This is a genomic window from Flavobacterium limnosediminis JC2902 (genome assembly GCF_000498535.1).
Taxonomy (GTDB): domain Bacteria; phylum Bacteroidota; class Bacteroidia; order Flavobacteriales; family Flavobacteriaceae; genus Flavobacterium; species Flavobacterium limnosediminis.
The window spans coordinates 255,498-280,682 of record NZ_AVGG01000001.1 but is presented as its reverse complement, the minus strand read 5'-3'; the positions used below and the strand labels follow the sequence as shown (position 1 = coordinate 280,682).

Here is a 25,185-nt window from a genome sequence, read left to right as displayed (position 1 = left end):
ACATGGATACACATAAAGTAATAACTTCCTGGAAAGGAAAAATGAAATTTGAATCGGATAATCCAAGTGGCGATATCATTACGATGGATTCCGGACCGGATAACGGAGGCGAAGGAAGCGGACTTCGGCCGAAAGCCATGATGTTGTCGTCTTTGGCGGGCTGTACCGGATTGGATGTAGCTTCCCTGATTGAGAAAATGAAACTGGATGTGGAGGATTTCAGAATCGACACTGAAGGAGACTTAACCGAAGAACATCCGAAAACCTATCATACCGTACGCGTGGATTACCATTTTTACGGAAAAAACCTTGACGAAAAGAAACTTGAAAGAGCGGTAAATCTATCCGTAGATAAATATTGCGGCGTGATGGTAATGTTCCGTCAGTTTTCAAAAGTAGAAACCAACATCCACTATCATCATACAAAATAGTTTCAATTTATATATAAGCCATTTTTTTAATTTTTTATAATCCAAAATCTCTGACTATGCGCTGGACACTAAAACCTTCTCCCGATTCGGAAAAGACCGCTCGATTACAATCCGAGTTAAATGTTGAGCCGCTTATTGCCAAACTTCTTGTGCAACGCGGCATCGAAACTTACGAACAGGCCCGACAGTTTTTCCGTCCGAGTCTGACCGATTTGCACGATCCTTATCTGATGAAAGATATGGATAAAGCGGTCGAACGTATTGAAACGGCAATTGCCAATGAAGAAAATATTCTGATTTTCGGGGATTATGATGTAGACGGAACGACCGCAGTTTCCCTGATGTCATCGTATCTCCGAAGTTTTTATCCGAATGTAGCCACGTATATTCCCGACCGTTATGACGAGGGTTACGGAATTTCCTATAAAGGCATAGACTTTGCCGACGACAACGGATTTTCACTGATTATTGCCTTAGACTGTGGTATCAAATCCATAGACCATATTGCTTACGCGAAAGCGAAAAACATCGATTTTATCATTTGCGATCACCACCGTCCCGGAGACAATCTGCCCGATGCGGTGGCTGTTTTGGATCCGAAGCGTAGTGACTGCTCTTATCCTTATGATGAATTGTGCGGTTGCGGTGTCGGATTCAAACTGATTCAGGCCTTAGCGCAAAACAGAAACCAGACAATCGACGATTTGGTTCCGTATCTGGATCTGGTGGCCACGGCCATTGCAGCAGATATTGTTCCGATTACTGGAGAAAACCGTGTGCTGGCGAAATTCGGATTGGAAGTGATTAATTCGAATCCGCGTCCGGGAATCAAAGCGCTGATCCAGAATTTAAAACGAAACGTGCTTACCATAACCGATGTGGTTTTTGTCATCGCTCCGCGTATCAACGCAGCAGGCAGAATCAAGCACGGAAATTATGCGGTGGAATTGTTAACCGAATTCAATTTGGAGCAGGCCGAGGAATTCGCATCTCAGATTGAACTCTTCAATTCCGACCGTAAAGATCTGGACAAACAGATTACGGTGGAGGCTTTGCAGCAAATCATAGAAAATAATGAAGAAAACCGATTCACGACCGTGGTATATCAGGAAGACTGGCACAAAGGCGTAATCGGAATCGTCGCTTCAAGACTGACGGAGACCTATTACCGTCCGACGCTTGTTTTTACCAAAAGCGGCGATAAATTGGCGGCCTCGGCACGTTCGGTAAAAGATTTTGATGTTTACAATGCATTGGAAGCCTGTTCGGAACATTTGGAACAGTTTGGCGGACACATGTATGCCGCCGGAATGACACTCAAGGAAGAGAATTACGAAAAATTCAAAAACGCCTTCGAAAGCGTAGTTTCGGATACCATTCATCCCGATTTATTAACGCCCGAGATTTCGATTGACGCTGAGGTTCAGTTATTGGATATAAATTCGAAATTCTTCCGGATTTTAAAGCAATTCGAACCTTTCGGGCCACAAAACATGACGCCGGTTTTCCTTGCCAAAAATCTGAAAGATACCGGTTATGGAAAGAAAATCGGTGTGGGAGAGGAACATCTGAAATTATATGTCAAGCAAAATAATTCGGCTTCTTTTGGCGCTATTGGTTTTGGTTTGGGAAATAAAAAAGAACTTGCAGATAACCAAAAACCATTTGATGCGGTATTTTCAGTGGAGGAAAACGAATGGAACGGTAATGTTACACTACAACTTCGTCTTCGTGATATTCAGTAGTTAAATAGTTTTTACGGCAAAAGTTACAATCCCGTAAATCGGCAAGTGATTGGTTTCGATAACTTTTGTGGGTATGTCAGCAAATTGCGATTGAAAGACGCAGTCTGAGAAGGAATGAAAATTATTGCAATCGACTTTGCATAAATATAGCAAAGCAGGACGGAGAAAATGAAAAAAGGCTGCTCAAAAAGAACAGCCTTTGGATATTTTGAAAATTTTATTTTAGAACAAATCCATCAAAACCGATGGGAACAAACCAATAGCGATATTCAATCCCATAGCGACTACGGCTACGATATAGAATTCGAAAGGCACTTTTTGTGCTTCTTCGTTAGCTTCTTTGGTGTACATCGCACTGATTACTCTGAAATAGTAGTACACTGCAATCATGGAGTTGATAACCCCTGCAATCACTAAGATTAACCAACCTGCCTGAAGGGTGTTATTCAGTATGAAGAATTTAGCGAAGAATCCGGAGAAAATCGGAATACCGGCCATTGATAATAAAGCGGCGGTAAGGATCATCGCCATAAGTGGACTTCTTTTTCCTAACCCGTTAAAATTTTCAAGTTCTTCGTTATTTTTTCCTTTGCAAGCGTATAAAATTACCGTGAAGGCTGCGATACCTGCCGTGCCGTAAGCTACAGTGTAGTAGAACAAACTTCCGGTTGCATTTTCTAAATTCAGTAAGGCCATTATCATAAATCCGGCGTGGGAAATACCCGAAAAAGCCAACATTCTTTTGATGTTGTTCTGACGCAATGCCATAATGTTACCCACAGTCATGGATGCGATGGAAACGATTACGATCACTAATTCGTATTCGAATTTCATATTACCGTTCATTGCCATGTTCAGTTTGAAGAATGTTGCCATGGCGGTAACTTTTGCCAAAGTACTCATCGTAGCCGTGGTCAACGCAGGAGCCCCTTCGTAAACATCCGGAGCCCAGAAATGAAACGGAACTGTGGCAATTTTGAATAACATTCCCACGGTAATCATAGATACACCGATGTAGAACCATTCTTCTGTTCTTGCCGAATTTGATGCCAGAGTAATCATGTCCATGTCGAATGAACCTACGGCACCGTAAATCAATGCGATTCCGAAAAGGATAATCCCCGATGCGAAAGATCCCATAAGGAAATATTTCATACCGGCTTCGTTACTTTTCATATTCAAACGGTCACTTCCGGCTAAAATGTATAAGGAAATGGAAAGCACTTCGATTCCAAGGAAGAACATGGCTAAGTTTCCGAAAGAAACCATGGAAACCGCTCCGGCTAACAGGAATAATTTGATAGATACAAAATCGGAAATTTTAGTTGCCTGCTCCTGATAAAAATTATGGCTCAGTGTCACTAAAAATATCGTTAGCACAATAAATAAACTTGAAAAGGCTACCGTAAAATTATTCACTACAATCATGTTGTTGTAGTAACTTCCGGTTGTACCAAATTCAGTCATCGTCATACCTAAAATGGCCAATAACCCAACAATAGTTACAGGAACAATGGCTTTTCTTAAGTTGAAAATTTCAGCTAAAAGGCAAATAACGCCCAATACTGCAATTGCTATTAAAGTATTCATTCTCTTTGACTAAATTTATTTTATGTGTACTAAAATCTCTTGGATACTTGGCGTAATCAATTCGATAATTGGTTTCGGGAACAATCCGAAGAATAATAAGAAACCGATAATTACCACCATTACGATACCTTCGCTCAGGTTGACATCCGCAAAGGTTTTTGCATTGGTTTTGCCCAGCATTACGTGTTGGAACATTCTCAACATATAGAACGCTCCTAAAATAATTGTGGTTCCGCCCAAAACAGCGAAAGCAATATTTTTGGTGAACAAACTGTATAATACGGTAAACTCACCAATGAAGTTGAAAGTTCCCGGCAAGGCTACGGAAGCCAATACCAAGATCATGAACATCGATGCGAATTTCGGAGTCTGCTGACGAATACCACCCATGTCGTTGATGGTTCTTGTTTCGTAACGTCTGTAAATGATTTCGGCTGCGAAGAACAAGCCTACGATTACGAATCCGTGCGCAATCATCTGTAAAACAGCCCCGCGTAAACCGTCAACTGTTAAGGTATAGCAACCCGCAGCGATTAAGCCAACGTGGGCCAATGACGAATACGCCAATAATCTCTTCAAGTCTCTTTGTTTCAGTGCTACGATTGATCCGTAAATCACACCGGCAATACTTAATCCGATGATGGTGTATTGTAATTCTTTTGCTGCATTAGGTGCGATTGGCAATTGCCAACGGATTACCGAGTATAATCCCATTTTCAGCATGATACCGGATAAAAGCATGGTTCCGACAGTCGGTGCTTTTTGGTATACGGCTGCCTGCCAGGTATGGAAAGGGATAAGTGGAATTTTAATCGCATACGCCATAAAGAAGGCCATGAAAATCCAGAATTCTTCTTTAGACGATAATTCTAAAGCGTACAATTTATCTAATTGGAAACTTCCCGCTTTTTGGTACATATAAATGAAGGCAGCCAACATGAATAACGAACCAACAAACGTGTAAATAAAGAATTTGATAACGGCTTTTCTGCGTTCTGCCATATCATCGTTACCCCAAATAAGGGCGATGAAATAGATCGGGATTAACGATACTTCCCAGAAAATGTAGTATAAGAATCCGTCAGACGCCAGGAAGGTTCCTACCATCGCAAACGCCATTAACAATACTAAAGCGTAAAAATTCTTAGAATTAGTGAAATTGTTTCCGAAAGAAGACAAAATGATTAACGGGATTAACATGGTGGTTAAAAGCACCATCGCCAACGACAATCCGTCTACTTTAAGGGAAAATAAAATGTTAGGGTTTTTCATCCAAACCGCAGAAAATCCGCAGTCAATACCCTGATTGAACTGATTTAAAATAAGAAGAGAAGCACCTAAAGCTGCCACACTGAAAAACAGGGCTACTTTGGAAGCCAACGCATTTCCGGAGAAATAAGTTGCTAAGGCTCCGATTAATAATAGAATAAGTACTATAGTTACGTCCATTATATGTATAGATTATCGTAAGAAGAATAAATAAAACACTACCGAACACAGTCCGAATACGAAGGCAAACAAGTAGAAACCGATGTTTCCGTTTTGCAGTTTTTTACCTTGTAGAGACAGTTCTGCAGCCACATTTCCGAAACCGAAAACCACATTGGAAAGACCTGTTTCGATATAATCACGGGAAAACTTCGCGATGAAATAGATCGGTTTTACAAAGATTCTCATATAGCTTTCGTCCACATGGTATTTTTGGTATACCACGTTTGCAAAACCGGTAATTTGATCGTCTTCGGCAGGAACTTCTCCTTTTTTGATGTATTTCGAATAGGCGATTGCAATACCCACTAAGGCACCGACAACTGCAAGGCCCATTAGCATGTATGCAGTATTATCCAAATGATGTTCCGCATGGGTTTTGTGAGCGAAAATCGGCTGTAAGTAGTTGTTTAACCAACTGTTACCCGGTAAGCTTAAAGCGCCTCCAACAGCAGAAAGGATTCCCAAAACAATCAACGGGAAAGTGATTAACGCCGGACTTTCATGTAAGTGGTGTTTCTGTTCTTCTGTTCCTCTGAACTCTTTGAAGAATGTCAGGTATAACAAACGGAACATGTAGAACGCCGTCATGATCGAAGCGATTGCCGCAAGTACCCAAAGTGTTTTATCTTTATGGAAAGCCACCATTAGGATTTCGTCTTTAGAGAAGAAACCGGCAAACGGAGGGATTCCTGAAATAGCTAAAGTCGCGATAAGGAACGTGATGAACGTAATTTTCATTACACCTTTCAAACCACCCATTCTTCGCATATCCTGCTCACCGTGCAAAGCGTGAATTACAGAACCTGATCCAAGGAATAAACAAGCTTTAAAGAAAGCGTGTGTGATTACGTGGAAAACGGCAACTTCATACGCGCCAAGACCCAAAGCCAGGAACATTAATCCCAATTGGGAAACCGTAGAATACGCCAATACTTTTTTAATATCGTTTTGCATTAAGCCGATGGAAGCTGCCAATAATGACGTAGCTACCCCAACTGTCGCAATAACGGTTTGTACATCCGGAGTTAAATCGAAAAGGAAATTCAAACGTGTAATCATGAAGATGCCCGCCGTTACCATCGTCGCTGCGTGGATTAAAGCTGAAACCGGTGTAGGTCCCGCCATCGCGTCCGGTAACCAGGTGTATAATGGGATTTGTGCTGATTTACCACAAGCACCGATGAACAAACACATTGTGGCAATTCCCAACCATGCTAAATTAGCGGTTGCATGACCGGCCATAATTTCCTGTTTGATGGTCATGAAATCCAACGTGTTGAATACGTAACCGATGATGAAAATACCGATAAGGAATCCTAAATCCCCGATACGGTTCATGATGAATGCTTTCTTCGCTGCATCGTTATAATCCTGATTTTTATACCAGAACCCGATTAACAGGTACGAACACAATCCAACACCTTCCCATCCGATAAACATGATTAATAAGTTACTTCCAACCACTAAGGTAATCATGAAGAAGATGAACAGATTCAGGTATCCGAAGAACTTGTGCATGTTGATGTCGTCATGCATGTAGCTGATCGAGTAGATATGAATCAACGAACCGATTCCCGTTACGAACATCAGCCATAACAACGACAATTGATCCAATAAAATGTCAAAATTAACGCTGAATTTATCCAATGCAATCCAATCGAACAAATGAACCGTGATTGGTTGTTTGGTTTCGCTTACCTGTAAAAAGAACACGGTTGTCACTACGAAAGAGACAATTACCGCTAAACTTCCTAAGTATCCGGAAGCGTTTTTACCAAGCTGTTTTCCTAAAAATATATTCGTTAGAAACCCTACGAACGGGGCCAATAATAAGAGTAAAACTAATCCTGTCTCCATTAGGGGTTATCCTTTTAAGTTTTTTAATTTGTCAATATCAATCGATCCGTGATTTCTGAAAATAGAAACCAGAATCGCTAAACCTACGGCAACTTCCGCAGCGGCTACTGCCATTGAGAAAAATACGAAAACCTGCCCCGAAGCATCCTGGTGGAAGGTAGAAAATGCTACCAGCATCAGGTTTACGGCGTTCAGCATGATTTCAATCGACATGAACATGATGATGGCGTTTCTTCGTAAAAGAATTCCGAATACTCCAATACTGAACAATAAAGCCGATAAGTATAAGTAGGTTTCTACTCCAATTACCTTTAAAATAGTTTCCATATAATTATGCTTCTTTTTGTTTGTCTTTTTTCGAAATTAATACTGCTCCGATCATCGCTACCAATAATAAAACGGAAGCAAATTCAAACGGTACCATGTATTCGCCCAATAATACCTCTCCCAATTTTTTAATAGATTGGAAGTCTTCACCCGATTGGAAATAACTTTCCACCACTGGTTTTGTTCTCAGTAATCCGGCTAATAAAACGATTCCTACCAAACAGAATGCGATAGTAGCAGCAATTTGAGAGGCAATGGATTTGTGAGATTCGTCTTCCTTATTGAGGTTCATCAACATGATGGTGAACAACATCAGAATCATGATGGCTCCGGAATAAACGATGATATGTACGATTGCTAAAAACTGCGCGTTTAATAATAAATAATGTCCTGCAATCGAAAAGAAACAGATTACCAAATATATGGCACTGTGGATGGGGTTTCTGCTTAAAATTGTTAACAAAGCGGTTCCCAAAGTAACTGACGCTAAGATATAAAATAGAATTTCTGCCATGATTAACTTACTTTGTTTTTGCTGTTACGCAGCGCCATTTCCAAAGGCATTACCAATTTATCTTTACCGTAAATGAAGTCTTCACGTTTGCTTGCCGAAGCTACCATTACTTTTGTTTCCGTTAAGTAGATGGCGTCTTTCGGACACGCTTCTTCGCATAATCCGCAGAAAATACAACGCAACATGTTGATTTCGTAGATTTCGGCATATTTTTCCTCGCGGTACAGATGCTCTTCTCCCGGTTTTCTTTCGGCTGCTTTCATGGTGATGGCTTCCGCCGGACAGGCCACAGCACAAAGTCCGCAGGCTGTACAGTTTTCTCTTCCCTGATCGTCGCGTTTCAGCATATGCTGTCCACGGTACACCGGGCTCAATTCGCGTCTTTGTTCCGGATATTTAATGGTTACTTTTCGTGTGAATAAGTGACGAATCGTAATCAATAATCCTTTAACTATCGCTACTAAATAAAGGCTTTCCCAAAAAGACATCTTTTTGTTGGAAACCTCCATTTTTTTTCCTGATAATGAAATTGTATCTAGTGACATTTCTTATAAAAATTTATCGGCCAGTAAAATTACTATTCCGGTGATAACTATGTTGGCAATGGCAATCGGAATCAGCATTTTCCATCCTAAATTCATCAATTGGTCATAACGGAATCTCGGGATCGTCCATCTTACCCACATGTAGAAGAAGATGAAGAAACAGATTTTCACAAATAAAACCACCATTCCAATACTGTTGGCAATGTTTACGCCCCAGTTTTCAACAGCCCATTCTATTCCGGGATAATTGTAAGCCCCAAAATATAAAACGGCTAAAATTGTTGAAGAAATAAACATGGATGCATATTCGGCGAACAAATAGAATCCCATTTTCATGGAAGAATATTCGGTGTGGTATCCACCGATAAGTTCGGCCTCACATTCCGCTAAATCGAAAGGTGTTCTGTTGGTTTCCGCAAAGGAACATACTAAGAAGATAATGAATCCCACCGGTTGGTAGAACACATTCCAGTTCATTCCGGATTGTTGTGCGGCGATTTCTCGTAAGCTCAACGTTCCCGACATCATTACCAAAGCGATAACTGCAAGACCCATCGCAACTTCATACGAAATCATCTGGGAACCGGCACGCATGGCACTCATTAATGAGAATTTATTGTTAGAAGCCCAACCTCCGATCATGATTCCGTAAACTCCTACGGACAATACTCCGAAGATGTATAGTAAGGCTACGTCAATATCGGTTGCCTGAAGGATAACGTCTCTTCCGGCAATATGTAATTTGTCTCCCCACGGAATAACCGCACTGGTCATTAATGCCACACTCATTGAGATGGCGGGACCGGCAAGGAATAAAAATTTATTTCGGGTATCGGGGATGAATTCTTCTTTGGAGAATAATTTTAAACCATCAGCAAGTGGTTGAAGTAATCCAAGAGGTCCCGCTCTGTTCGGACCGATACGATCCTGAAGCCAAGCAGCCACTTTACGTTCCGCCCATGTGGAATACATCGCCATGATCATTGTGATGGCAAAAATTGCAACAATGAAAATTCCTTTTTCTATGATAACTGTACTCTCCATGTCTTAAGATTTAGAATTACCGTTAGTTTTTAAAGGAACTTCAACCATACTGATTTTCTTCTGATCCTGCTCACGTCCTTCCAAGATAAATTTCTCGGTTTCAATAACTACTTTCGGAGCGTTTAAAGCATATTTATTTCTGTTGATAACCGAGAATTTCTCGAATTTACGAGGTCCTTCGATTACCCAGTCTTTCACGTCTTTTTTGTCGAAACGACACGTGTTACAGATGAAGTCTTCCACTTCGTGATATTCGTCTTTACGGGCTGTTACACGTTGGATTTCGTCACCGAACATCCAAACTGTTGTTTTTCCGCAGCATTTGTCGCAGTTTCTGTGTGCGTTGTACGGTTTGTTGAACCAAACTCTCGATTTGAAACGGAACGTTTTATCAGTCAAAGCACCAACCGGACAAACGTCTATCATGTTTCCGGAGAATTCATTGTCGATGGCTGTTGAAATGCACGTTGAAATCTGTGCATGATCGCCTCGGTTCATTACACCGTGTACACGCCCGTCAGTTAATTGATCGGCAACCTGCACGCAACGTTGGCATAAGATGCAACGGTTCATGTGTAACTGAATTTTATCACCGATGTCTTCCGGTTCAAAAGTTCTTTTCTCTTCTATAAAACGCGTTTGTGATTTTCCGTGTTGGAAGCTCAAATTCTGCAAATCACACTCTCCGGCCTGGTCACAAACCGGGCAATCCAACGGGTGGTTGATTAACAAAAATTCGGTAACCGATTTTCTTGCTTCTTCTACTCTTGGTGATGCTGTGCTGTTTACTTCCATACCGTCCATACAGCCGGTAACACAAGACGCCATTAATTTCGGCATGGGTCTTGGATCGGCTTCGCTGCCTTTGGATACTTCCACTAAGCAACAACGGCATTTTCCGCCACTGCCTTTTAATTTCGAGTAGTAGCACATTGCCGGTGGGACTAAGTCGCCTCCAATCATTCTTGCAGCCTGCAGGATGGTGGTTCCTGGTTCTACTTCTATTTCGTGACCGTCTATAGTAACTTTCATAACTATTTTGTTTGTTGTTGAAGACTTTGGGGCCTCAACGTATAACTTTAAACTAAGTTTCTTACTTTTTCAAAAGGTTCATTCACAAAGTGATCTCTGTTTTTTATTCTTTCCGGGAAACGGATATGGTATTCAAATTCTTCCCTGAAATGACGGATAGCTGCTGCTACCGGCCATGAAGCCGCATCTCCTAACGGACAGATTGTGTTTCCTTCAATTTTACTCTGAATGTCCCAAAGCAAATCGATGTCTTCCATTCTTCCGTGACCGTGCTCGATTCGGTGTAACACTTTTTCCAACCAGCCTGTTCCTTCACGACATGGTGTACATTGACCGCACGATTCGTGGTGGTAGAAACGGGAGAAATTCCACGTGTTTCTAACGATACAAGCCGTGTCGTTGTATACGATGAAACCTCCTGAACCCAACATGGATCCGGTTGCAAAACCACCGTCGCTTAACGATTCGTATGTCATTAAACGGTCTTCTCCGGCAGCCGTTTTGTAGATCAGATTTGCCGGTAAAATAGGTACTGATGAACCTCCGGGCACTAAAGCTTTCAAAGGTCTTTCGTTCATCATTCCGCCCAAATACTCGTCAGAATTCATGAATTCTTCTACGGATAATCCCAATTCGATTTCGTAAACCCCAGGATTTTTGATGTGTCCTGATGCTGAAATCAATTTGGTTCCGGTAGAACGTCCAATTCCGATTTTCGCATATTCTTCGCCCGAATTCATTACGATCCAAGGCACTGCTGAAATCGATTCCACGTTGTTAACCACCGTTGGGTTTGCCCATAAACCACTAACCGCCGGGAAGGGTGGTTTGATTCTTGGGTTTCCTCTTTTTCCTTCCAGTGATTCGATTAAGGCCGTTTCCTCACCGCAGATGTACGCTCCGGCACCACAGTGCACGTGTAAATCAAGGGAGAAATCGGTTCCTAAAATATTTTTTCCTAACCAACCCGCAGCGTACGCTTCTTTGATAGCTCTTTCAAGGATTTTATAAACCCACATGTATTCCCCTCGAATGTAGATGTACGACAAATTAGCGCCCAAGGCATAACTTGACGTAATCATTCCTTCGATTAATAAATGCGGAATGTATTCCATTAAATAGCGATCCTTGAACGTTCCCGGCTCGGATTCGTCGGCGTTGCAAACCAAATGTCTCGGTTTACCTGATTTTTTATCAATAAAACTCCACTTCAGTCCCATCGGGAAACCGGCACCACCACGACCGCGAAGGCCTGATGTTTTTACTTCCTCGGTAACTTCGTCCGGAGTTAATGTTTTCAATGCTTTCTCCACAGAAGCATAGCCACCGTTAGCGCGATAGACTTCATAGGTTTTGATCCCCGGAATATTTATCTTGTCTAATAATATCTTTGTTCCCATGGTATTATTTGTCGTGTAAAGTTATTTTACCGGCTTTACAATCGGTAATAATTTCGTCTATCTTTTCCTTGGTCAGGTGTTCTTTGTAGAAATCACCCAGCTGCATCATTGGTGCATAACCGCAAGCTCCCAAACATTCTACGCCTACTACTGTAAACATTCCGTCAACAGTCGTTTCGCCTTCTTTGATGCCCAGTTTCTGACAGGTATAATCCATCATGTCTTCGGCACCGCGAATCATACAGCAAGACGTTCTGCAGAATTCGAACATGTATTTCCCGATTGGTTTTTGGTTGAACATGGTGTAAAAGGTAACCACTTCAAAAACCTCCACCGGTTGTATGTTTAAAATTTCGGCAACTTTTTCTTGTAACTCATAGCTTAACCAGTTGTCATGTGCATCCTGTACTTCATGCAATACCGGTAGTAAAGCCGATTTTCGTTTGTCTTCCGGATAATGACTGATCAACTCGTTGATTCGGGTCATCAGCTCCGGTGTAATGTTTATTTCTTGTTTGTAGGTATATTTTTCCATAATCATTATGCGTCTAATTCACCGGCAATTACGTTCAAACTGGAAAGGGTGGCAATTGCATCGGAAAGCATTTGTCCTTTAACCATCTCGTTAAATGCCTGATAATATATAAAACAAGGTCTTCTGAAATGTAGTCTGTATGGTGTACGGCTTCCGTCGGTAATTAAGTAGAAACCTAATTCTCCGTTACCGCCTTCTACCGGATGGTATACTTCGGTTAGTGGCACGGGAACTTCGCCCATCACAATTTTAAAGTGATAAATCAATGATTCCATTGTAGTGTACACATCTTCTTTTGGAGGAAGGTAATAATCTGGAACATCAGCGTGGTAAGGACCTTCCGGCATTTTAGCCAAAGCCTGTTTGATGATGCTTAAACTTTCCCAAACTTCTTGGTTACGAACGCAGAAACGATCGTAAGTATCTCCCGATTTTCCAACCGGAATGTTAAAGTCGAAATCTTCATACGAAGAATACGGTTGCATTACACGAACGTCATAATCCACACCGGCAGCACGAAGGTTTGGACCTGTAAATCCGTAACTGATAGCTTTATCTGCTGAAATCGCTCCAACATTAATGGTACGGTCCATGAAGATACGGTTACGGGTCAGTAGGTTTTCGAATTCTGTCCAGATAGGAGGAAACTCTTCTAAGAATTTATCCAGTTTTGACCAAACAGCAGGACTCCAGTCTCTTTCGAATCCGCCGATACGTCCCATATTGGTTGTCAAACGGGCACCACAGATTTCTTCGTAGATTTCGTAGATTTTTTCACGGAACTGGAATACGTATAAGAATCCTGTCAGTGCTCCGGTATCCACACCTAAAACCGAATTACAGATAATGTGATCGGCAATACGTGCCAACTCCATTACGATAACGCGCATGTATTGTACACGTTTCGGCACTTCGACGCCTAAGGCTTTTTCCAAGGTCATCCACCAGCCCATATTGTTAATCGGCGCCGAACAATAGTTCATACGGTCGGTTAATACGGTAATCTGGTAAAATGGTCGGTTTTCGGAAATTTTTTCGAAAGCTCTGTGGATGTAGCCCACAGTTCCTTCACCGTCCACGATCCGTTCCCCATCCATTAAAAGAATGTTTTGGAAAATTCCGTGAGTGGCAGGGTGCGTAGGGCCTAAATTCAGTATAGAAAGTTCGCTTCCATCTTCATTTCTTCTTTGATTGATGATGTTCGCGTAACGTTTTTCCGGTGGTAATAATAGGTCTGACATTTGTTCTGTAAAAGTATTTCAGGGTTCTATTAACAGTTTTGTGTTGTTCTTCCGAAGAAGCGGTCGTCTTTGTCCGTTCTTCCGCCATCTTCCAATGGGAATTCTTTACGCATCGGGAAAGAAGTCATTTCATCCATGTTTAAAATACGTTTTAATTGCGGATGTCCTTTGAAAATGATGCCGTAGAAGTCATAGGTTTCTCTTTCCTGCCAGTTGGCGCTCAGGAATAAATTGGATACCGTATCGATTTCCGGATTTTCAGCGTTTAGATAACATTTGATTCGGATACGAACATTGTCAACCCAATTGTGCATGTGGTATACCACAGCAAACTGACGGTTCACTTCGTAATCCGGATAGTGTACGCCGCAAACGTCGGTTAGGAAGTTGAAACGAAGTGTAGCGTCATCTTTTAGGAATTGCATTACTTCTACGATGGATTCGGGTGTTACTTCGAAAGTGAAAATGTCGTGAATCTGAACAAAATCGGATACTTTTAATCCGAAGTTTTCAATAAGTTTATTCTGTATTACTGAGGTTTCTAAAGCCATTGCTATTTGATGTTATAAGAACCTAATAAATCGTTGTATTCGTCGGAGCTTCTTCTTCTTACGGATTCATTTTTTACAATTTCCTGTAATTTCATGATACCGTCAAGGATTTGCTCCGGTCTTGGCGGGCAACCCGGAACGTAAACGTCCACCGGAATTACCTTGTCAACACCCTGAAGTACGGAATACGTGTCGAAAACACCACCGGAACAAGCACAGGCTCCTACGGCGATGACCCATTTCGGTTCTGACATCTGTTCGTATACTTCACGTAAAATTGGTGCCATTTTTTTGGCAATGGTTCCCATAACCAGCAGCATATCGGCCTGACGAGGAGAGAAACTCATACGCTCCGATCCGAAACGCGCTACGTCATAGTGGGAAGCCATTGTGGCCATGAATTCAATTCCGCAGCAAGAAGTGGCAAAGGGTAATGGCCAAAGTGAATTGGCTCTGGCAAGTCCTACCACATCGCTCAGTTTGGTAGCAAAAAAACCTTCTCCTGAAAAACCTTCGGGAGCCGCTACCGTGTTATATTTTGATGAATCGCTCATTTTTAATATTTTAAATTTTAAATTTTGAATGATGAATTAAAAAACGCAGAGGTTTGTAATTCAAAACCCATCATTTAGAATAAAAGTCTTATTCCCATTCTAAACCTTTCTTCTTGATCACATAGTAGAAACCAATTACAAGAAGACTCATAAAGATGCCCATTTTGGCTAATCCTTCCCAGCCCATAGCTCTGAAGTTTACTGCCCAAGGGTACATGAAAATTACCTCTACATCGAAAAGAACGAAAAGAATGGCAACCAGGAAATATTTTACCGAGAAAGGGATACGGGCATTACCTACAGACTCGATACCGCACTCAAAGTTTTTATCCTTGTTCTTGGAATGTCTTTTCGGTCCTAAAAAGCCGGAAATTATGATGGTTGTTACCACAAATCCCACAGCCAAAAGTAATTGCATTGCAATAGGAATGTAATCGATTTGGTTTGTTTGCATGACTTAAGCTCTTTTTATGAAAGAATTCACAAATATACATTCCTAAACTTTAATCGCAACGTAATTTTTAATGATTTTGGTGTTATATCTGTTATAAATGTAAAACATATTTAGACTAATTACAAATAATTAACTTGACGTTGTGTGGGGTTTTGTGAAATTTCTGAATAAAAAAAACCGCTCCAATTGGAGCGGTCAGACCTTCATTAGGTAATCAAAAAATAATATATATTAGTCTTCGATAACAGCTACTTCAGCAGCTACTTTACCTTTTCTTCCTTCTTCTTCAACGTAAGATACTCTTGTTCCTTCGCTTAAGGCTTCAACTTGTAAACCTGTTGCGTGAACGAAGATGTCGTTACCTGTTTCGTCGTCTGTAATGAATCCGTATCCTTTAGATTCAATAAAGAATTTTACTTTTCCTGTTCGCATTCTGTAATATAAAATAATTAATAATATTTCAAAGATAAACTTTTTTCTAAAGCAAACAAGTTTTTGATAAAAATTTTTTAAAAAAAGTGTTTAACTATTGAAAACATTAAAGAAAAGTTAATTAAATATTAAATAATTAAAAAAAAGCGGCCTATGGCCACTTTCTGAATATTATTTTAAGTTGAGTTTAATGGATAGCTCATCCAATTGTTTGTCGTCAATAAGGGAGGGTGCATCAATCATAACGTCTCTTCCTGAGTTGTTTTTAGGGAAGGCAATGAAGTCTCTGATGGTTTCCTGTCCGCCTAAAATAGCCACCAATCGGTCCAGACCAAACGCTAAACCTCCGTGTGGCGGTGCGCCGAACTGGAAGGCGTCCATAAGGAAACCGAACTGGTTTTTAGCTTCTTCTTCGGTGAAACCTAAGTGTTTGAACATCAGTTGTTGTGTCTCTTTATCGTGAATACGAATAGATCCTCCGCCGATTTCGTTTCCGTTCAATACCATATCATAAGCATTGGCGCGAACTTTTCCTGGATCAGTTGCCAGTAAGTGCATGTCTTCCGGTTTAGGGGATGTGAACGGGTGGTGCATCGCGTGATAACGTCCGCTTTCTTCATCGAATTCCAATAACGGGAAATCGACAACCCAAAGTGGCGCGAATTCGTCCGGTTTGCGCAATCCTAAGCGTGTAGCCACTTCCATGCGTAGTGCACTCAACTGCGTTCTGGTTTTGTTTGCTGGTCCGGACAATACGAAAAGGATATCGCCTTGTTTTGCTCCGGTAGCTTCTGCCCATTTTTTTAAATCGTCCTGATCGTAGAATTTATCCACCGATGATTTTAAACTTCCATCGGCTTCATATTTACAATACACCATTCCGGAAGCACCAACCTGAGGACGTTTTACCCAATCAATCAAGGCATCTATTTCTTTTCTTGTGTATGAAGCCCCACCCGGAACAGCGATTCCGACTACTAATTCTGCCGAATTGAATACGCCGAAATCCTTATGTTGTGCTACCGCGTTCAATTCGCCAAACTCCATTCCGAAACGGATATCCGGTTTGTCGTTACCGTAAGTTTTCATGGCATGATCGTAGGTCATTCTCGGGAATTTATCTACTTCGATGCCTTTTATTTCTTTTAATAAATGTCTTGTCAGTCCTTCAAAAGTGTCCAGGATGTCTTCCTGCTCCACAAATGCCATTTCGCAGTCGATTTGAGTGAATTCCGGCTGACGGTCGGCACGTAAGTCCTCATCACGGAAACATTTTACAATCTGAAAATATTTATCCATGCCACCCACCATCAATAATTGTTTGAAGGTTTGAGGGGATTGCGGCAATGCGTAAAATTGTCCCGGATTCATACGCGACGGCACTACGAAATCACGCGCTCCTTCCGGCGTGGATTTGATTAAATAGGGGGTTTCCACTTCACAAAAATCCTGAGCCGAAAGATAATTACGAACTTCCTGTGCTACTTTATGACGGAACAACAAACTGTTTTTAACCGGATTTCTTCGGATGTCTAAATAACGGTATTTCATACGAATGTCTTCACCGCCATCGGTTTCGTCTTCGATAGTGAAAGGAGGGGTAATCGCTTCGTTTAAAACGGTAAGTTCTGTCACCAGGATTTCAATATCACCGGTAGGCATGTTCGGGTTTTTCGATTCACGTTCGATAACGTTTCCTTTTACCTGAATTACGAATTCACGACCCAATGTTTTGGCTAGTTCGAAAACGGTTTTATCAGTACGGCTTTCGTCGAAAATTAATTGTGTGATGCCGTAACGGTCGCGAAGGTCAACCCAAATCATGAATCCTTTGTCTCTCGATTTTTGCACCCAGCCCGCAAGGGTTACTTCTGTATTGATATTGGAAGCGTTTAATGCTCCGCAGTTATGACTTCTGTACATTTTTATAAAATTTGCTGCAAATTTAAGTTTATTTTTTGACTTTGAAACTTAGCTTTTTATTATTGGAAATATTTTTAATCCTGTAGGATTTTACTTTGTCATGTTAAGTTTTACCTCAGTGTTATCAAATTGTTATCTAAAAGTTTCTTTAATGTGAAATATGTCGTAACTTCGATAGTGATTTAGCTAACCTATTAAAAATCAGTTTCTATGAGAAAGAGTTTATTTGCAGGATTGTTACTGTTCACCGGAGTGGTGGTAGCACAGAATATTGAGCCTAAATATGAGGTTGTGGGAAAAGAGGTAAAAGCGACGTATTATTATGATAACGGTCAGGTAAAACAGGAAGGTTTTTATAAGGACGGGAAGCTAAACGGGAAATGGGTTGCTTTCAATGAAGACGGATCGAAGCAATCGATAGGAGAATATAAGGACGGCATGAAAACAGGGAAATGGTTTTTTTGGAACAATGCCACACTTGCTGAAGTGGATTACAGCAAAAGTAAAATTTCAGAAGTGAAAAAATGGACTAAAGACGCGATAGTGAACAGAAATTAATCACGGTCTGCTTTCGAGAAAAGATTATATCTGTTTGCAGAAGACGGATTCAATACCAGCGTCTTTAAAGGGGAATGGCTGTTACAGAGTAGTGACAGCCATTCTTGTTTTCAGTTGAAAAATAAATTTCAGAATAAGAGTTAAATCTTACAGAAAAAGAATATATTTGATTTCTCAATCAAAAAAATATAACACAATGAAGAAACTTTTTCTAACGGTAACCACTTTGCTGCTGACTGCTGCAGCCATCGGACAGAGTAAAGAATATGCCACTTTTTCCGCTACTATTGCAAACGGACCTAACGAAGCCACAATTACTTCGAGAGGAAAACTGATTAAAAAGATTAATGTAAAAAATGGTGTTTTTAAAGATACTCTAAGAGTGAAAGATGGATTGTATGAATTACATATCGGAGAAGAATATACCGATTTGTATCTGAAAAACGGTTTCGATCTGAAAATGAAAATGGATGTAAATCAGTTTGATGAATCGATTGTTTATGAGGGAAGCGGTGCTGCGGAGAACAATTTTTTAGCCAAGCAGATTCTGTTAGATGAAAAACTTGATTTTGCCGCTTTGATGGCTTCCAACGAAACGGATTTCAATGCAAAATATAATGAAATACTGAAAAGTAACTTGGCCCGTTTGGAGGACAAAAACCTTAGCGCTTCTTTTGTGACTATTGAAAAAAAGCAAATTGAAATGAAGTATGGTCAGTTAAAAATGATGTATGACCAAGCTTTGCAGACAAAGAAATTGAACAATACTACAGCGCCTTCCTTTGATTACGTAAATTACAAAGGCGGAAAGTCAAAACTGGAAGATTTCAGAGGCAAGTTCGTTTACATCGATCTTTGGGCTACCTGGTGTGGACCTTGTAGAGCGGAAATTCCGTTTTTAAAGGATGTTGAAAAAAAATACCATGAAAAAAATATTGTGTTCATGAGTATCTCCATCGACAAACAGACGGATATGGAAAAATGGAAAAAAATGGTTAAAGACAAAGAATTAGGTGGTGTACAGCTTTTCGCCGACAACGACTGGAATTCAAAATTTGTACAGGATTTTAAAGTAACAGGTATTCCGAGGTTTATTTTAATTGATCCGAACGGGAAAGTGGTAAATGCCGATGCTCCAAGACCTTCTTCTCCGGAATTAGCTTCTGTTTTTGATAAGTTATTAAACTAATACAAAAGAAATTTTAAGCAAGAATGGCTGTTACAGAGTAGTGACAGCCATTCTTGTTTTTTTATACATATCTTCCCGGGTTTGTTGTTGGTGTTGTAATTAAATGGCTGATTTTCAGTAATTTTATATTGGTTGAATTCATAAGAATAAAATCATGGGATATCGATCATTTACCAACAGAACTGAGGCGGGAAGGTTGCTTGCCGCTAAATTATTCCGTTATAAGGACACGGACACTGTTGTCCTTGCGATTCCCAGAGGCGGTGTGCCCATAGGATATGAAGTTGCCAAAGCATTGCATTTACCTTTAAGCATTGTGCTTTCCAAAAAAATCGGCCATCCGGGCAATAAGGAATATGCCATCGGATCGGTTTCTCAGGATACGGTTATAATGGGTAATCGTTCCGGTGTTTCGGATGATTATATTGAAAGGGAGATTATCCGTTTGCGTGAAGCATTGTCGGAAAAACAGCAACTTTATACGGGAAGTGTCCCATTTCCCGAGATAGAAGGAAGGAACGTCATTATTGTGGATGATGGTATCGCCACCGGAAACACAGTTTTGGTAAGTATAGCCATGTTGCGGAAAAAAAATCCAAAGAAAATTATAGTGGCCACTCCGGTTGTTCCGTTGGATGCTGTGGGACGGTTTACCGCGGAAGCGGATGAATTTGTTTACTTGCTGGCTCCGGGATATTTTGGAGCTGTTGGTGCGTTTTATGAGGAGTTTGGTCAGGTGGAAGACCGAGAAGCCATCCGGTTACTGCGCGATGCTAATAAATCACAGTAAATTTTACAGGTATGGAACGGAATGAAATTGAGATTCGGTTGTCTTCAGTGACGTTGAAAGGCGAATTGCTTCTGCCGGAAGATGCAGGCGGTTTGGTGGTTTTTTCACACGGAAGCGGAAGCAGTCGGTTAAGTCCGAGAAATATCTTCGTAGCAAAAATTATCAGGGAGCATAGTATGGGAACGTTTTTGTTTGATTTACTCACGGAAGAAGAAGATCGGGATTACGACAAAAGGTTCGATATCGATTTGCTGACCCGGCGCCTGATTGAGGTCACCGAATGGTTACAGCAAAACCTAAAAACAAAAGATTTGTCCCTTGGTTATTTCGGAGCCAGTACCGGGGCAGCTTCGGCGTTAGGAGCTGCAGCGCATTTTGGTTCGGAGATAAGGGCTGTCGTTTCCAGGGGAGGACGTCCGGATCTGGCGTTTAACGTATTGCCGTCGGTTACCGCGCCCACGTTATTAATTGTGGGTGGACTGGATTCGGAAGTTTTGAATCTGAACCGGTTTGCGTATGAAAATTTAACCTGCATCAGGCAATTTGAAATAGTGGACGGTGCCACACATCTTTTTGAAGAATACGGCAAAATGGAGGAAGTGGCTGCTTTGGCGGCGTCCTGGTTTGACTATTATCTGAAACAATAGCGGCATAAAAAAACCGCCACATCACTGTAGCGGTTCTTCAACAAATTAAATTTAAAAATTACATTTCGTGTTTCGGGGTATAGCCGTCTTCACTTAATTCTTTATGATCGTATTCGGCCACCATCAAACCATCGAAATCGGTTTTCTCGGCTTTTCCGAATTTCACCACCAGTTTATCCATGATATCATACACTACCGGAACGATGATCAGGGTTAAGAATAACGAACTGATTAATCCTCCGATAATTACCCAAGCCAGACCGTTTTTCCATTCTGCTCCGGCTCCGGAAGCCAATGCAATCGGCAACATACCGAATACCATGGCAATCGTGGTCATTAGAATCGGACGCAATCGGGCATGGTTTGCCTGAAGTAACGCTTTTCGAACTGTTTCTCCGGCCGCTCTTCGCTGGTTGGTAAAATCGACAATCATAATCGCATTTTTACAAACCAGACCAATCAGCATGATAATCCCCAAAATCGTAAAGATGTTCAGTGTATTATTGGTCAACGCCAGGGCCAGCATCGCTCCGATAAACGAAAGCGGGATGGAGAATAACACCACAAACGGATGTATGAAACTGTCGTACAGGGAAACCATTACCAGATAAACCAAAATAATAGCCGCCAATAAGGCAAAACCTAAGGTTCCGAAACCTTCACTCTGGTTTTCCTGATCACCTCCCCAGATGTAATTCACCCCGGTTGGTTTCTTCATTTTTACCAATTCTTTTTCCAATGTAGCCACAACGGTTCCTACCGGTACACCTACGGTTTGTCCTTTCACGGTAACCGAAGCTGTTTTATCTCTTCGTTCCAACTGACTAGGACCTGATCCTTCTGTAATGGTAGCGAATTGGGATAGTTTTATCTGTTCGCCTTTATCGTTTACGAAAATCAGATTGCTTACATCGGTAATACTTTTTCGGTCGAAACTGCTGTATTTGATATTGATGTCGTATTCGTATTCACCGGCTCTGAATTTACCGTCGGTATTTCCGGAATACGCCGTCTGCATGGTTAAACCAACCGTTTGCAATGACAATCCTAAAGCTGCCATTTTATCACGGTCCACCTGAACGTTGATTTCCGGATTTCCGCTTTCCACAGACAATTTGATTTCGGTGGCACCCGGAATTTTCGTTAAGGCGATTTCGGCCTGTTTTGCAAATTCCATGGCACTGTCTAAAGACGTTCCTGTTACCACTAAGGCAATCGGAGCTTCTTCTGCTGTTCCAAGAATACTTACCGGAACCGTTTTTACTTTAGCACCCACCAAAACTTTTTCCAACTTACGTTTCATTTTGGCTGCATATACATACGAATCGTCTTCACGTTCGTTTTGAGGGACCATTTTTACGTCAATCTCAGCTTTGTAAGCCGTCGCCTGAGAACCTCCGAAACCTTCACTGGTCTGACCTACGGTTGTAATTAAACTTTGTACGTCTTCCTGCGTATTCAAAAAGGCTTCCGCTTTCTGCGCCATGAAGTTACTTTGCTCTAAGGACGCGTCTTTCGGCAATTCGATCTGAACTAAAAATTCTCCTCGGTCGGTTTTGGCAAAGAATTCACCTCCGATAAATCCTCCTCCCACCAATCCGATGGTCGAAGCAAAGAACAATACGGCAACCAATCCCATTGCAATTCGTTTATGATCCAAACACCAGTTTAAAAGGTGGGTGATATAATCAGTGAAACGGGTTAACTGTTTTTCGAAAGCAAGGATGGTTTTTCCGAACAGGTTTTTACCTTCAATATGTTCCAGTTTTCCAAATCTTGAAAACAACCACGGAACAATCGTAAAGGAAGCCAATAACGACAATAAAGTTGAAATAATTACGGTGACACAGAATTGCGTGATGATATTCGACACCAATCCGGTACTCATGGCAATAGGAAGGAAAACAACAACGATTACCAACGTAATGGAAGTTACGGTTCCGCCAATTTCGGCTGTTCCGTCATACGCGGCGCGAACTCGGTTTTTACCCATTTCCATGTGCCTGTAGATGTTTTCCAAAACCACGATGGCATCATCCACAAGAATACCCACTACCAGTGATAATCCCAATAAACTCATTAAGTTCAGCGTATAGCCAAGATAGAAGATTCCGATAAAGGTCGCAATCAACGAAGCCGGAATCGATACCATTACAATCAATGAGTTTCGGATACTGTGAAGGAAGAACAACATTACCAGGGCCACTAATAAAACGGCCATCAATAAATCGTGAATTACCGAATCGGCAGCTTCAAGGGTGAAAACCGTACTGTCATTAGCCACATTTAAGTCTAAACCGATGTTTTTATAGCCTTCTTCCAGTTTGGTGATGTTCTTTAAAACTTCTTCACTAACCGCTACGGCATTCGCATCCGATTGTTTTACAACCTGAAGGATAATGGCACTTTTTCTGTCGATACGCGATGTTTTTTCGGCTAATTTCTGACCGTCCTGTACATCGGCAATATCGCCTAAGCGTATCTGAATTCCGTTTTTCGATGCAATTACAAGATTTCGTAATTCTTCCACCGATTTATATTTTCCGGCCAGACGGATTAAGATTTTCTGATTACGGGTCTGAATGTTTCCGGTTGGGAAATCCAGATTGGAAGTCAGAAGCACTTGTTGTACTTGCGGAACCGAAAGTCCGTATCCCTGCATTTTTACGGCGTCAAGACCTACCTGAATTTCACGTTCCTGACCACCAATAATGTTTACCTGCGCCACACCGTTTACACGGGAAAGCACCGGAGCGATTTTTTTGTCGATCAAATCGTAAAATTCCACTTCATCCATTTTCCCGTTGGCACCAATGGTCATGATCGGTAAATCACTCAGCGAGAATTTACTCAGGGACGGTGTTTTGGCATCGGTAGGAAGCGTACTGATGATGGCATTGATTTTTCGCTGCGCATCGTTCAGGGCAATGTCCGAATTGGCTTTACTGTTTAAGGTAATCGAAACCGTTGACAAACTTTCGTAGGAACGCGATTCGATTTTTTTAATGTTTTCAAGGGAAGCAACGGCATCCTCTATTTTTTTGGTTACCGTGTTTTCAACTTCACTGGGTGAGGCTCCCGGATAAACGGTGGCCACGGTGATAACGTTTTGTTCGAATTTCGGGATCAATTCGTAGCCCAGATTCGAATAACTGAACAAACCTCCCAGGATGAGTATCGTAAACAATACGATCACTAACGACGGGCGTTTTATGGATATTTCTGCTAATTTCATAGATGTTTTTTTAAAGGCTTATACCTTACTGCTTATTTGATGATTTCCAGTTTTGTTCCGTCCGTCAAGTTAATCTGACCGGTTACTACCACTTGTTCGCCATTTGATAAACCTTTGATGATTTCCACTTTATCGCCAAGAATTCTTCCTGCAACTACGTTTTTAAGTACAGCTGTTTTGTTATCGTTTACGAAAATCTGATTGCTGCTAACACTTCCAACGAAAGCAGTTCGTGGTACCGTCATTAACATTTGTTTCTGTTGGTTCGAAGCGAATAAGGCGGTCCCGTACATTCCGGCTTTCAGGTCGTTGTCGGTATTGTTAACGATTTCAACTTCAACCGGGAAGTTTAAACTGGCATCTGCTTTTGGCGCAACGAAGGTGATTTTTCCTGAAAATTCCTTGTTGGGATATACGCTTGAAGTCACTTTAATCATGTTTCCGACTTTCAGTCCGGCTACTTGGCCTTCGGTAACGGTTACTTTCAATTTCAATTTGGAAACATTCACGATCTCGAACATCGCTGTTGGAGGCATACCCGCTAAAATGGAGCCGGTTTCGATGAATTTCTTATTGATGATTCCGCTGATTGGTGCTTTTATTCGCGTATCTCCCACGTTTATGTTGGCTTGTTTTAATCTTGCATGCGCGTTAGCCAGCGCTAATTTGGCATTGTCCAATTGTTGTTTGGTTACACCGCCTGTTTTGTAAGCGCTTTCGAAACGGTTTAAATCGGTAACCGCATTCTGATAGATTACATTGGCATTTTGCGCTTCCACATTAATAACGTCGCTACGAACGATTGCTATGGTTTGCCCAACAGAAACACGATCACCTTCCTTAACCAAAACACTTATTACCTTTCCTGATTTTTCGGCAGAAAATGTCAGTTCCTGTATCGGTTCGAAATTACCGTTTACGCTGAAATCCAACGAAACTTCTTCGGTTTTAACAGTGTCAATTTTAACGGAAACGGTTGCGTTTTTCTCTGCTACTACGGCAGTTGCGGCTTCGTTTTTCTTTTTGTTATTCTGCAATACAAATGCTATTAGGGCAAGAGCGCCAACAACTACTAATCCGGATATTATATTTTTTTTCAT

Annotated in this window: 24 protein-coding genes; 6 read left to right on the top strand and 18 right to left on the bottom strand. The window is 41.3% G+C overall.

What is annotated here, in order from left to right:
- The first annotated feature begins 2 nt into the window (after nucleotides 1–2).
- The gene (locus FLJC2902T_RS01285; RefSeq protein WP_023577975.1) at nucleotides 3–431 is read left to right on the top strand and encodes an OsmC family protein; all 429 of its coding nucleotides are present in this window, start codon (nucleotides 3–5) and stop codon (nucleotides 429–431) included.
- A gap of 56 nt (nucleotides 432–487) precedes the next feature.
- A complete protein-coding gene (recJ, locus tag FLJC2902T_RS01280; protein WP_023577974.1) occupies nucleotides 488–2,176 on the top strand; it encodes a single-stranded-DNA-specific exonuclease RecJ in 1,689 nt (562 codons plus the stop codon).
- 222 nt (nucleotides 2,177–2,398) lie between these two features.
- Here the strand turns inward: recJ and FLJC2902T_RS01275 are convergent, their stop codons facing one another.
- The 16 genes from FLJC2902T_RS01275 to aspS form a co-directional block, all read right to left on the bottom strand.
- Complete coding sequence (locus FLJC2902T_RS01275) at nucleotides 2,399–3,766, bottom strand: NADH-quinone oxidoreductase subunit N (protein WP_023577973.1); 1,368 nt, start codon at nucleotides 3,764–3,766, stop codon at nucleotides 2,399–2,401.
- 15 nt (nucleotides 3,767–3,781) lie between these two features.
- The gene (locus tag FLJC2902T_RS01270) at nucleotides 3,782–5,215 is read right to left on the bottom strand and encodes a complex I subunit 4 family protein (RefSeq protein ID WP_023577972.1); all 1,434 of its coding nucleotides are present in this window, start codon (nucleotides 5,213–5,215) and stop codon (nucleotides 3,782–3,784) included.
- Between the two features lie 12 nt (nucleotides 5,216–5,227).
- The gene (gene nuoL / locus FLJC2902T_RS01265) at nucleotides 5,228–7,114 is read right to left on the bottom strand and encodes an NADH-quinone oxidoreductase subunit L (protein WP_023577971.1); all 1,887 of its coding nucleotides are present in this window, start codon (nucleotides 7,112–7,114) and stop codon (nucleotides 5,228–5,230) included.
- Nucleotides 7,115–7,120: 6 nt separating this feature from the next.
- Nucleotides 7,121–7,441, bottom strand: coding sequence for an NADH-quinone oxidoreductase subunit NuoK (gene nuoK, locus FLJC2902T_RS01260; protein WP_023577970.1), 321 nt, complete (start codon nucleotides 7,439–7,441; stop codon nucleotides 7,121–7,123).
- A 4-nt stretch (nucleotides 7,442–7,445) separates the two neighbouring features.
- Complete coding sequence (locus tag FLJC2902T_RS01255) at nucleotides 7,446–7,955, bottom strand: NADH-quinone oxidoreductase subunit J family protein (protein WP_023577969.1); 510 nt, start codon at nucleotides 7,953–7,955, stop codon at nucleotides 7,446–7,448.
- A gap of 2 nt (nucleotides 7,956–7,957) precedes the next feature.
- Nucleotides 7,958–8,500 (bottom strand): NADH-quinone oxidoreductase subunit NuoI, encoded by a 543-nt coding sequence (nuoI, locus tag FLJC2902T_RS01250; protein WP_035676624.1) that lies wholly within the window; start codon nucleotides 8,498–8,500, stop codon nucleotides 7,958–7,960.
- A 3-nt stretch (nucleotides 8,501–8,503) separates the two neighbouring features.
- Nucleotides 8,504–9,544, bottom strand: a complete 1,041-nt coding sequence (gene nuoH, locus FLJC2902T_RS01245; RefSeq protein ID WP_023577967.1) for an NADH-quinone oxidoreductase subunit NuoH — start codon at nucleotides 9,542–9,544, stop codon at nucleotides 8,504–8,506.
- A gap of 3 nt (nucleotides 9,545–9,547) precedes the next feature.
- Nucleotides 9,548–10,576 carry a 2Fe-2S iron-sulfur cluster-binding protein gene (locus tag FLJC2902T_RS01240; RefSeq protein ID WP_023577966.1) on the bottom strand — a complete coding sequence of 343 codons (1,029 nt, stop codon included), beginning with the start codon at nucleotides 10,574–10,576 and terminating at the stop codon, nucleotides 9,548–9,550.
- A 47-nt stretch (nucleotides 10,577–10,623) separates the two neighbouring features.
- The gene (gene nuoF / locus FLJC2902T_RS01235; RefSeq protein ID WP_023577965.1) at nucleotides 10,624–11,976 is read right to left on the bottom strand and encodes an NADH-quinone oxidoreductase subunit NuoF; all 1,353 of its coding nucleotides are present in this window, start codon (nucleotides 11,974–11,976) and stop codon (nucleotides 10,624–10,626) included.
- Nucleotides 11,977–11,980: 4 nt separating this feature from the next.
- Nucleotides 11,981–12,511: an NADH-quinone oxidoreductase subunit NuoE family protein gene (locus FLJC2902T_RS01230; protein WP_023577964.1), complete on the bottom strand. Its 531-nt coding sequence runs from the start codon at nucleotides 12,509–12,511 to the stop codon at nucleotides 11,981–11,983.
- A gap of 5 nt (nucleotides 12,512–12,516) precedes the next feature.
- Nucleotides 12,517–13,752 (bottom strand): NADH-quinone oxidoreductase subunit D, encoded by a 1,236-nt coding sequence (locus tag FLJC2902T_RS01225; protein WP_023577963.1) that lies wholly within the window; start codon nucleotides 13,750–13,752, stop codon nucleotides 12,517–12,519.
- A gap of 29 nt (nucleotides 13,753–13,781) precedes the next feature.
- Complete coding sequence (locus tag FLJC2902T_RS01220) at nucleotides 13,782–14,303, bottom strand: NADH-quinone oxidoreductase subunit C (protein WP_023577962.1); 522 nt, start codon at nucleotides 14,301–14,303, stop codon at nucleotides 13,782–13,784.
- 2 nt (nucleotides 14,304–14,305) lie between these two features.
- Nucleotides 14,306–14,857: an NADH-quinone oxidoreductase subunit B gene (locus FLJC2902T_RS01215; protein WP_023577961.1), complete on the bottom strand. Its 552-nt coding sequence runs from the start codon at nucleotides 14,855–14,857 to the stop codon at nucleotides 14,306–14,308.
- A gap of 88 nt (nucleotides 14,858–14,945) precedes the next feature.
- Entirely contained in the window at nucleotides 14,946–15,311 is a 366-nt protein-coding gene (locus FLJC2902T_RS01210; RefSeq protein ID WP_023577960.1) for an NADH-quinone oxidoreductase subunit A, read from the bottom strand.
- 231 nt (nucleotides 15,312–15,542) lie between these two features.
- Entirely contained in the window at nucleotides 15,543–15,743 is a 201-nt protein-coding gene (locus tag FLJC2902T_RS01205; protein ID WP_023577959.1) for a cold-shock protein, read from the bottom strand.
- Nucleotides 15,744–15,914: 171 nt separating this feature from the next.
- Nucleotides 15,915–17,666 (bottom strand): aspartate--tRNA ligase, encoded by a 1,752-nt coding sequence (aspS, locus tag FLJC2902T_RS01200; RefSeq protein ID WP_023577958.1) that lies wholly within the window; start codon nucleotides 17,664–17,666, stop codon nucleotides 15,915–15,917.
- A gap of 210 nt (nucleotides 17,667–17,876) precedes the next feature.
- On the opposite strand from aspS, the gene FLJC2902T_RS01195 reads away from it, so the two are divergent.
- From FLJC2902T_RS01195 to FLJC2902T_RS01180, 4 genes are all read left to right on the top strand, one after another.
- Nucleotides 17,877–18,224: a toxin-antitoxin system YwqK family antitoxin gene (locus FLJC2902T_RS01195; protein WP_023577957.1), complete on the top strand. Its 348-nt coding sequence runs from the start codon at nucleotides 17,877–17,879 to the stop codon at nucleotides 18,222–18,224.
- Between the two features lie 196 nt (nucleotides 18,225–18,420).
- Complete coding sequence (locus FLJC2902T_RS01190) at nucleotides 18,421–19,413, top strand: TlpA family protein disulfide reductase (RefSeq protein WP_023577956.1); 993 nt, start codon at nucleotides 18,421–18,423, stop codon at nucleotides 19,411–19,413.
- Nucleotides 19,414–19,567: 154 nt separating this feature from the next.
- Nucleotides 19,568–20,203: a phosphoribosyltransferase gene (locus FLJC2902T_RS01185; protein ID WP_023577955.1), complete on the top strand. Its 636-nt coding sequence runs from the start codon at nucleotides 19,568–19,570 to the stop codon at nucleotides 20,201–20,203.
- A gap of 11 nt (nucleotides 20,204–20,214) precedes the next feature.
- Nucleotides 20,215–20,850: a dienelactone hydrolase family protein gene (locus tag FLJC2902T_RS01180; RefSeq protein ID WP_023577954.1), complete on the top strand. Its 636-nt coding sequence runs from the start codon at nucleotides 20,215–20,217 to the stop codon at nucleotides 20,848–20,850.
- A gap of 58 nt (nucleotides 20,851–20,908) precedes the next feature.
- Here FLJC2902T_RS01180 and FLJC2902T_RS01175 read toward each other — a convergent pair whose 3' ends face one another.
- Both FLJC2902T_RS01175 and FLJC2902T_RS01170 read right to left on the bottom strand, forming a co-directional pair.
- Nucleotides 20,909–24,085, bottom strand: coding sequence for an efflux RND transporter permease subunit (locus FLJC2902T_RS01175; protein WP_023577953.1), 3,177 nt, complete (start codon nucleotides 24,083–24,085; stop codon nucleotides 20,909–20,911).
- Between the two features lie 32 nt (nucleotides 24,086–24,117).
- Nucleotides 24,118–25,185, bottom strand: coding sequence for an efflux RND transporter periplasmic adaptor subunit (locus FLJC2902T_RS01170; protein ID WP_023577952.1), 1,068 nt, complete (start codon nucleotides 25,183–25,185; stop codon nucleotides 24,118–24,120).

Excerpts from the sequence above, each read along its gene's own strand:
- FLJC2902T_RS01285 (WP_023577975.1), top strand. The coding sequence starts at position 3 with ATGGATACACATAAAGTAATAACTTCCTGGAAAGGAAAAATGAAATTT.
- recJ (WP_023577974.1), top strand. The coding sequence starts at position 488 with ATGCGCTGGACACTAAAACCTTCTCCCGATTCGGAAAAGACCGCTCGA.
- FLJC2902T_RS01275 (WP_023577973.1), bottom strand. The coding sequence starts at position 3,766 with ATGAATACTTTAATAGCAATTGCAGTATTGGGCGTTATTTGCCTTTTA.
- FLJC2902T_RS01270 (WP_023577972.1), bottom strand. The coding sequence starts at position 5,215 with ATGGACGTAACTATAGTACTTATTCTATTATTAATCGGAGCCTTAGCA.
- nuoL (WP_023577971.1), bottom strand. The coding sequence starts at position 7,114 with ATGGAGACAGGATTAGTTTTACTCTTATTATTGGCCCCGTTCGTAGGG.
- nuoK (WP_023577970.1), bottom strand. The coding sequence starts at position 7,441 with ATGGAAACTATTTTAAAGGTAATTGGAGTAGAAACCTACTTATACTTA.
- FLJC2902T_RS01255 (WP_023577969.1), bottom strand. The coding sequence starts at position 7,955 with ATGGCAGAAATTCTATTTTATATCTTAGCGTCAGTTACTTTGGGAACC.
- nuoI (WP_035676624.1), bottom strand. The coding sequence starts at position 8,500 with ATGTCACTAGATACAATTTCATTATCAGGAAAAAAAATGGAGGTTTCC.
- nuoH (WP_023577967.1), bottom strand. The coding sequence starts at position 9,544 with ATGGAGAGTACAGTTATCATAGAAAAAGGAATTTTCATTGTTGCAATT.
- FLJC2902T_RS01240 (WP_023577966.1), bottom strand. The coding sequence starts at position 10,576 with ATGAAAGTTACTATAGACGGTCACGAAATAGAAGTAGAACCAGGAACC.
- nuoF (WP_023577965.1), bottom strand. The coding sequence starts at position 11,976 with ATGGGAACAAAGATATTATTAGACAAGATAAATATTCCGGGGATCAAA.
- FLJC2902T_RS01230 (WP_023577964.1), bottom strand. The coding sequence starts at position 12,511 with ATGGAAAAATATACCTACAAACAAGAAATAAACATTACACCGGAGCTG.
- FLJC2902T_RS01225 (WP_023577963.1), bottom strand. The coding sequence starts at position 13,752 with ATGTCAGACCTATTATTACCACCGGAAAAACGTTACGCGAACATCATC.
- FLJC2902T_RS01220 (WP_023577962.1), bottom strand. The coding sequence starts at position 14,303 with ATGGCTTTAGAAACCTCAGTAATACAGAATAAACTTATTGAAAACTTC.
- FLJC2902T_RS01215 (WP_023577961.1), bottom strand. The coding sequence starts at position 14,857 with ATGAGCGATTCATCAAAATATAACACGGTAGCGGCTCCCGAAGGTTTT.
- FLJC2902T_RS01210 (WP_023577960.1), bottom strand. The coding sequence starts at position 15,311 with ATGCAAACAAACCAAATCGATTACATTCCTATTGCAATGCAATTACTT.
- FLJC2902T_RS01205 (WP_023577959.1), bottom strand. The coding sequence starts at position 15,743 with ATGCGAACAGGAAAAGTAAAATTCTTTATTGAATCTAAAGGATACGGA.
- aspS (WP_023577958.1), bottom strand. The coding sequence starts at position 17,666 with ATGTACAGAAGTCATAACTGCGGAGCATTAAACGCTTCCAATATCAAT.
- FLJC2902T_RS01195 (WP_023577957.1), top strand. The coding sequence starts at position 17,877 with ATGAGAAAGAGTTTATTTGCAGGATTGTTACTGTTCACCGGAGTGGTG.
- FLJC2902T_RS01190 (WP_023577956.1), top strand. The coding sequence starts at position 18,421 with ATGAAGAAACTTTTTCTAACGGTAACCACTTTGCTGCTGACTGCTGCA.
- FLJC2902T_RS01185 (WP_023577955.1), top strand. The coding sequence starts at position 19,568 with ATGGGATATCGATCATTTACCAACAGAACTGAGGCGGGAAGGTTGCTT.
- FLJC2902T_RS01180 (WP_023577954.1), top strand. The coding sequence starts at position 20,215 with ATGGAACGGAATGAAATTGAGATTCGGTTGTCTTCAGTGACGTTGAAA.
- FLJC2902T_RS01175 (WP_023577953.1), bottom strand. The coding sequence starts at position 24,085 with ATGAAATTAGCAGAAATATCCATAAAACGCCCGTCGTTAGTGATCGTA.
- FLJC2902T_RS01170 (WP_023577952.1), bottom strand. The coding sequence starts at position 25,185 with ATGAAAAAAAATATAATATCCGGATTAGTAGTTGTTGGCGCTCTTGCC.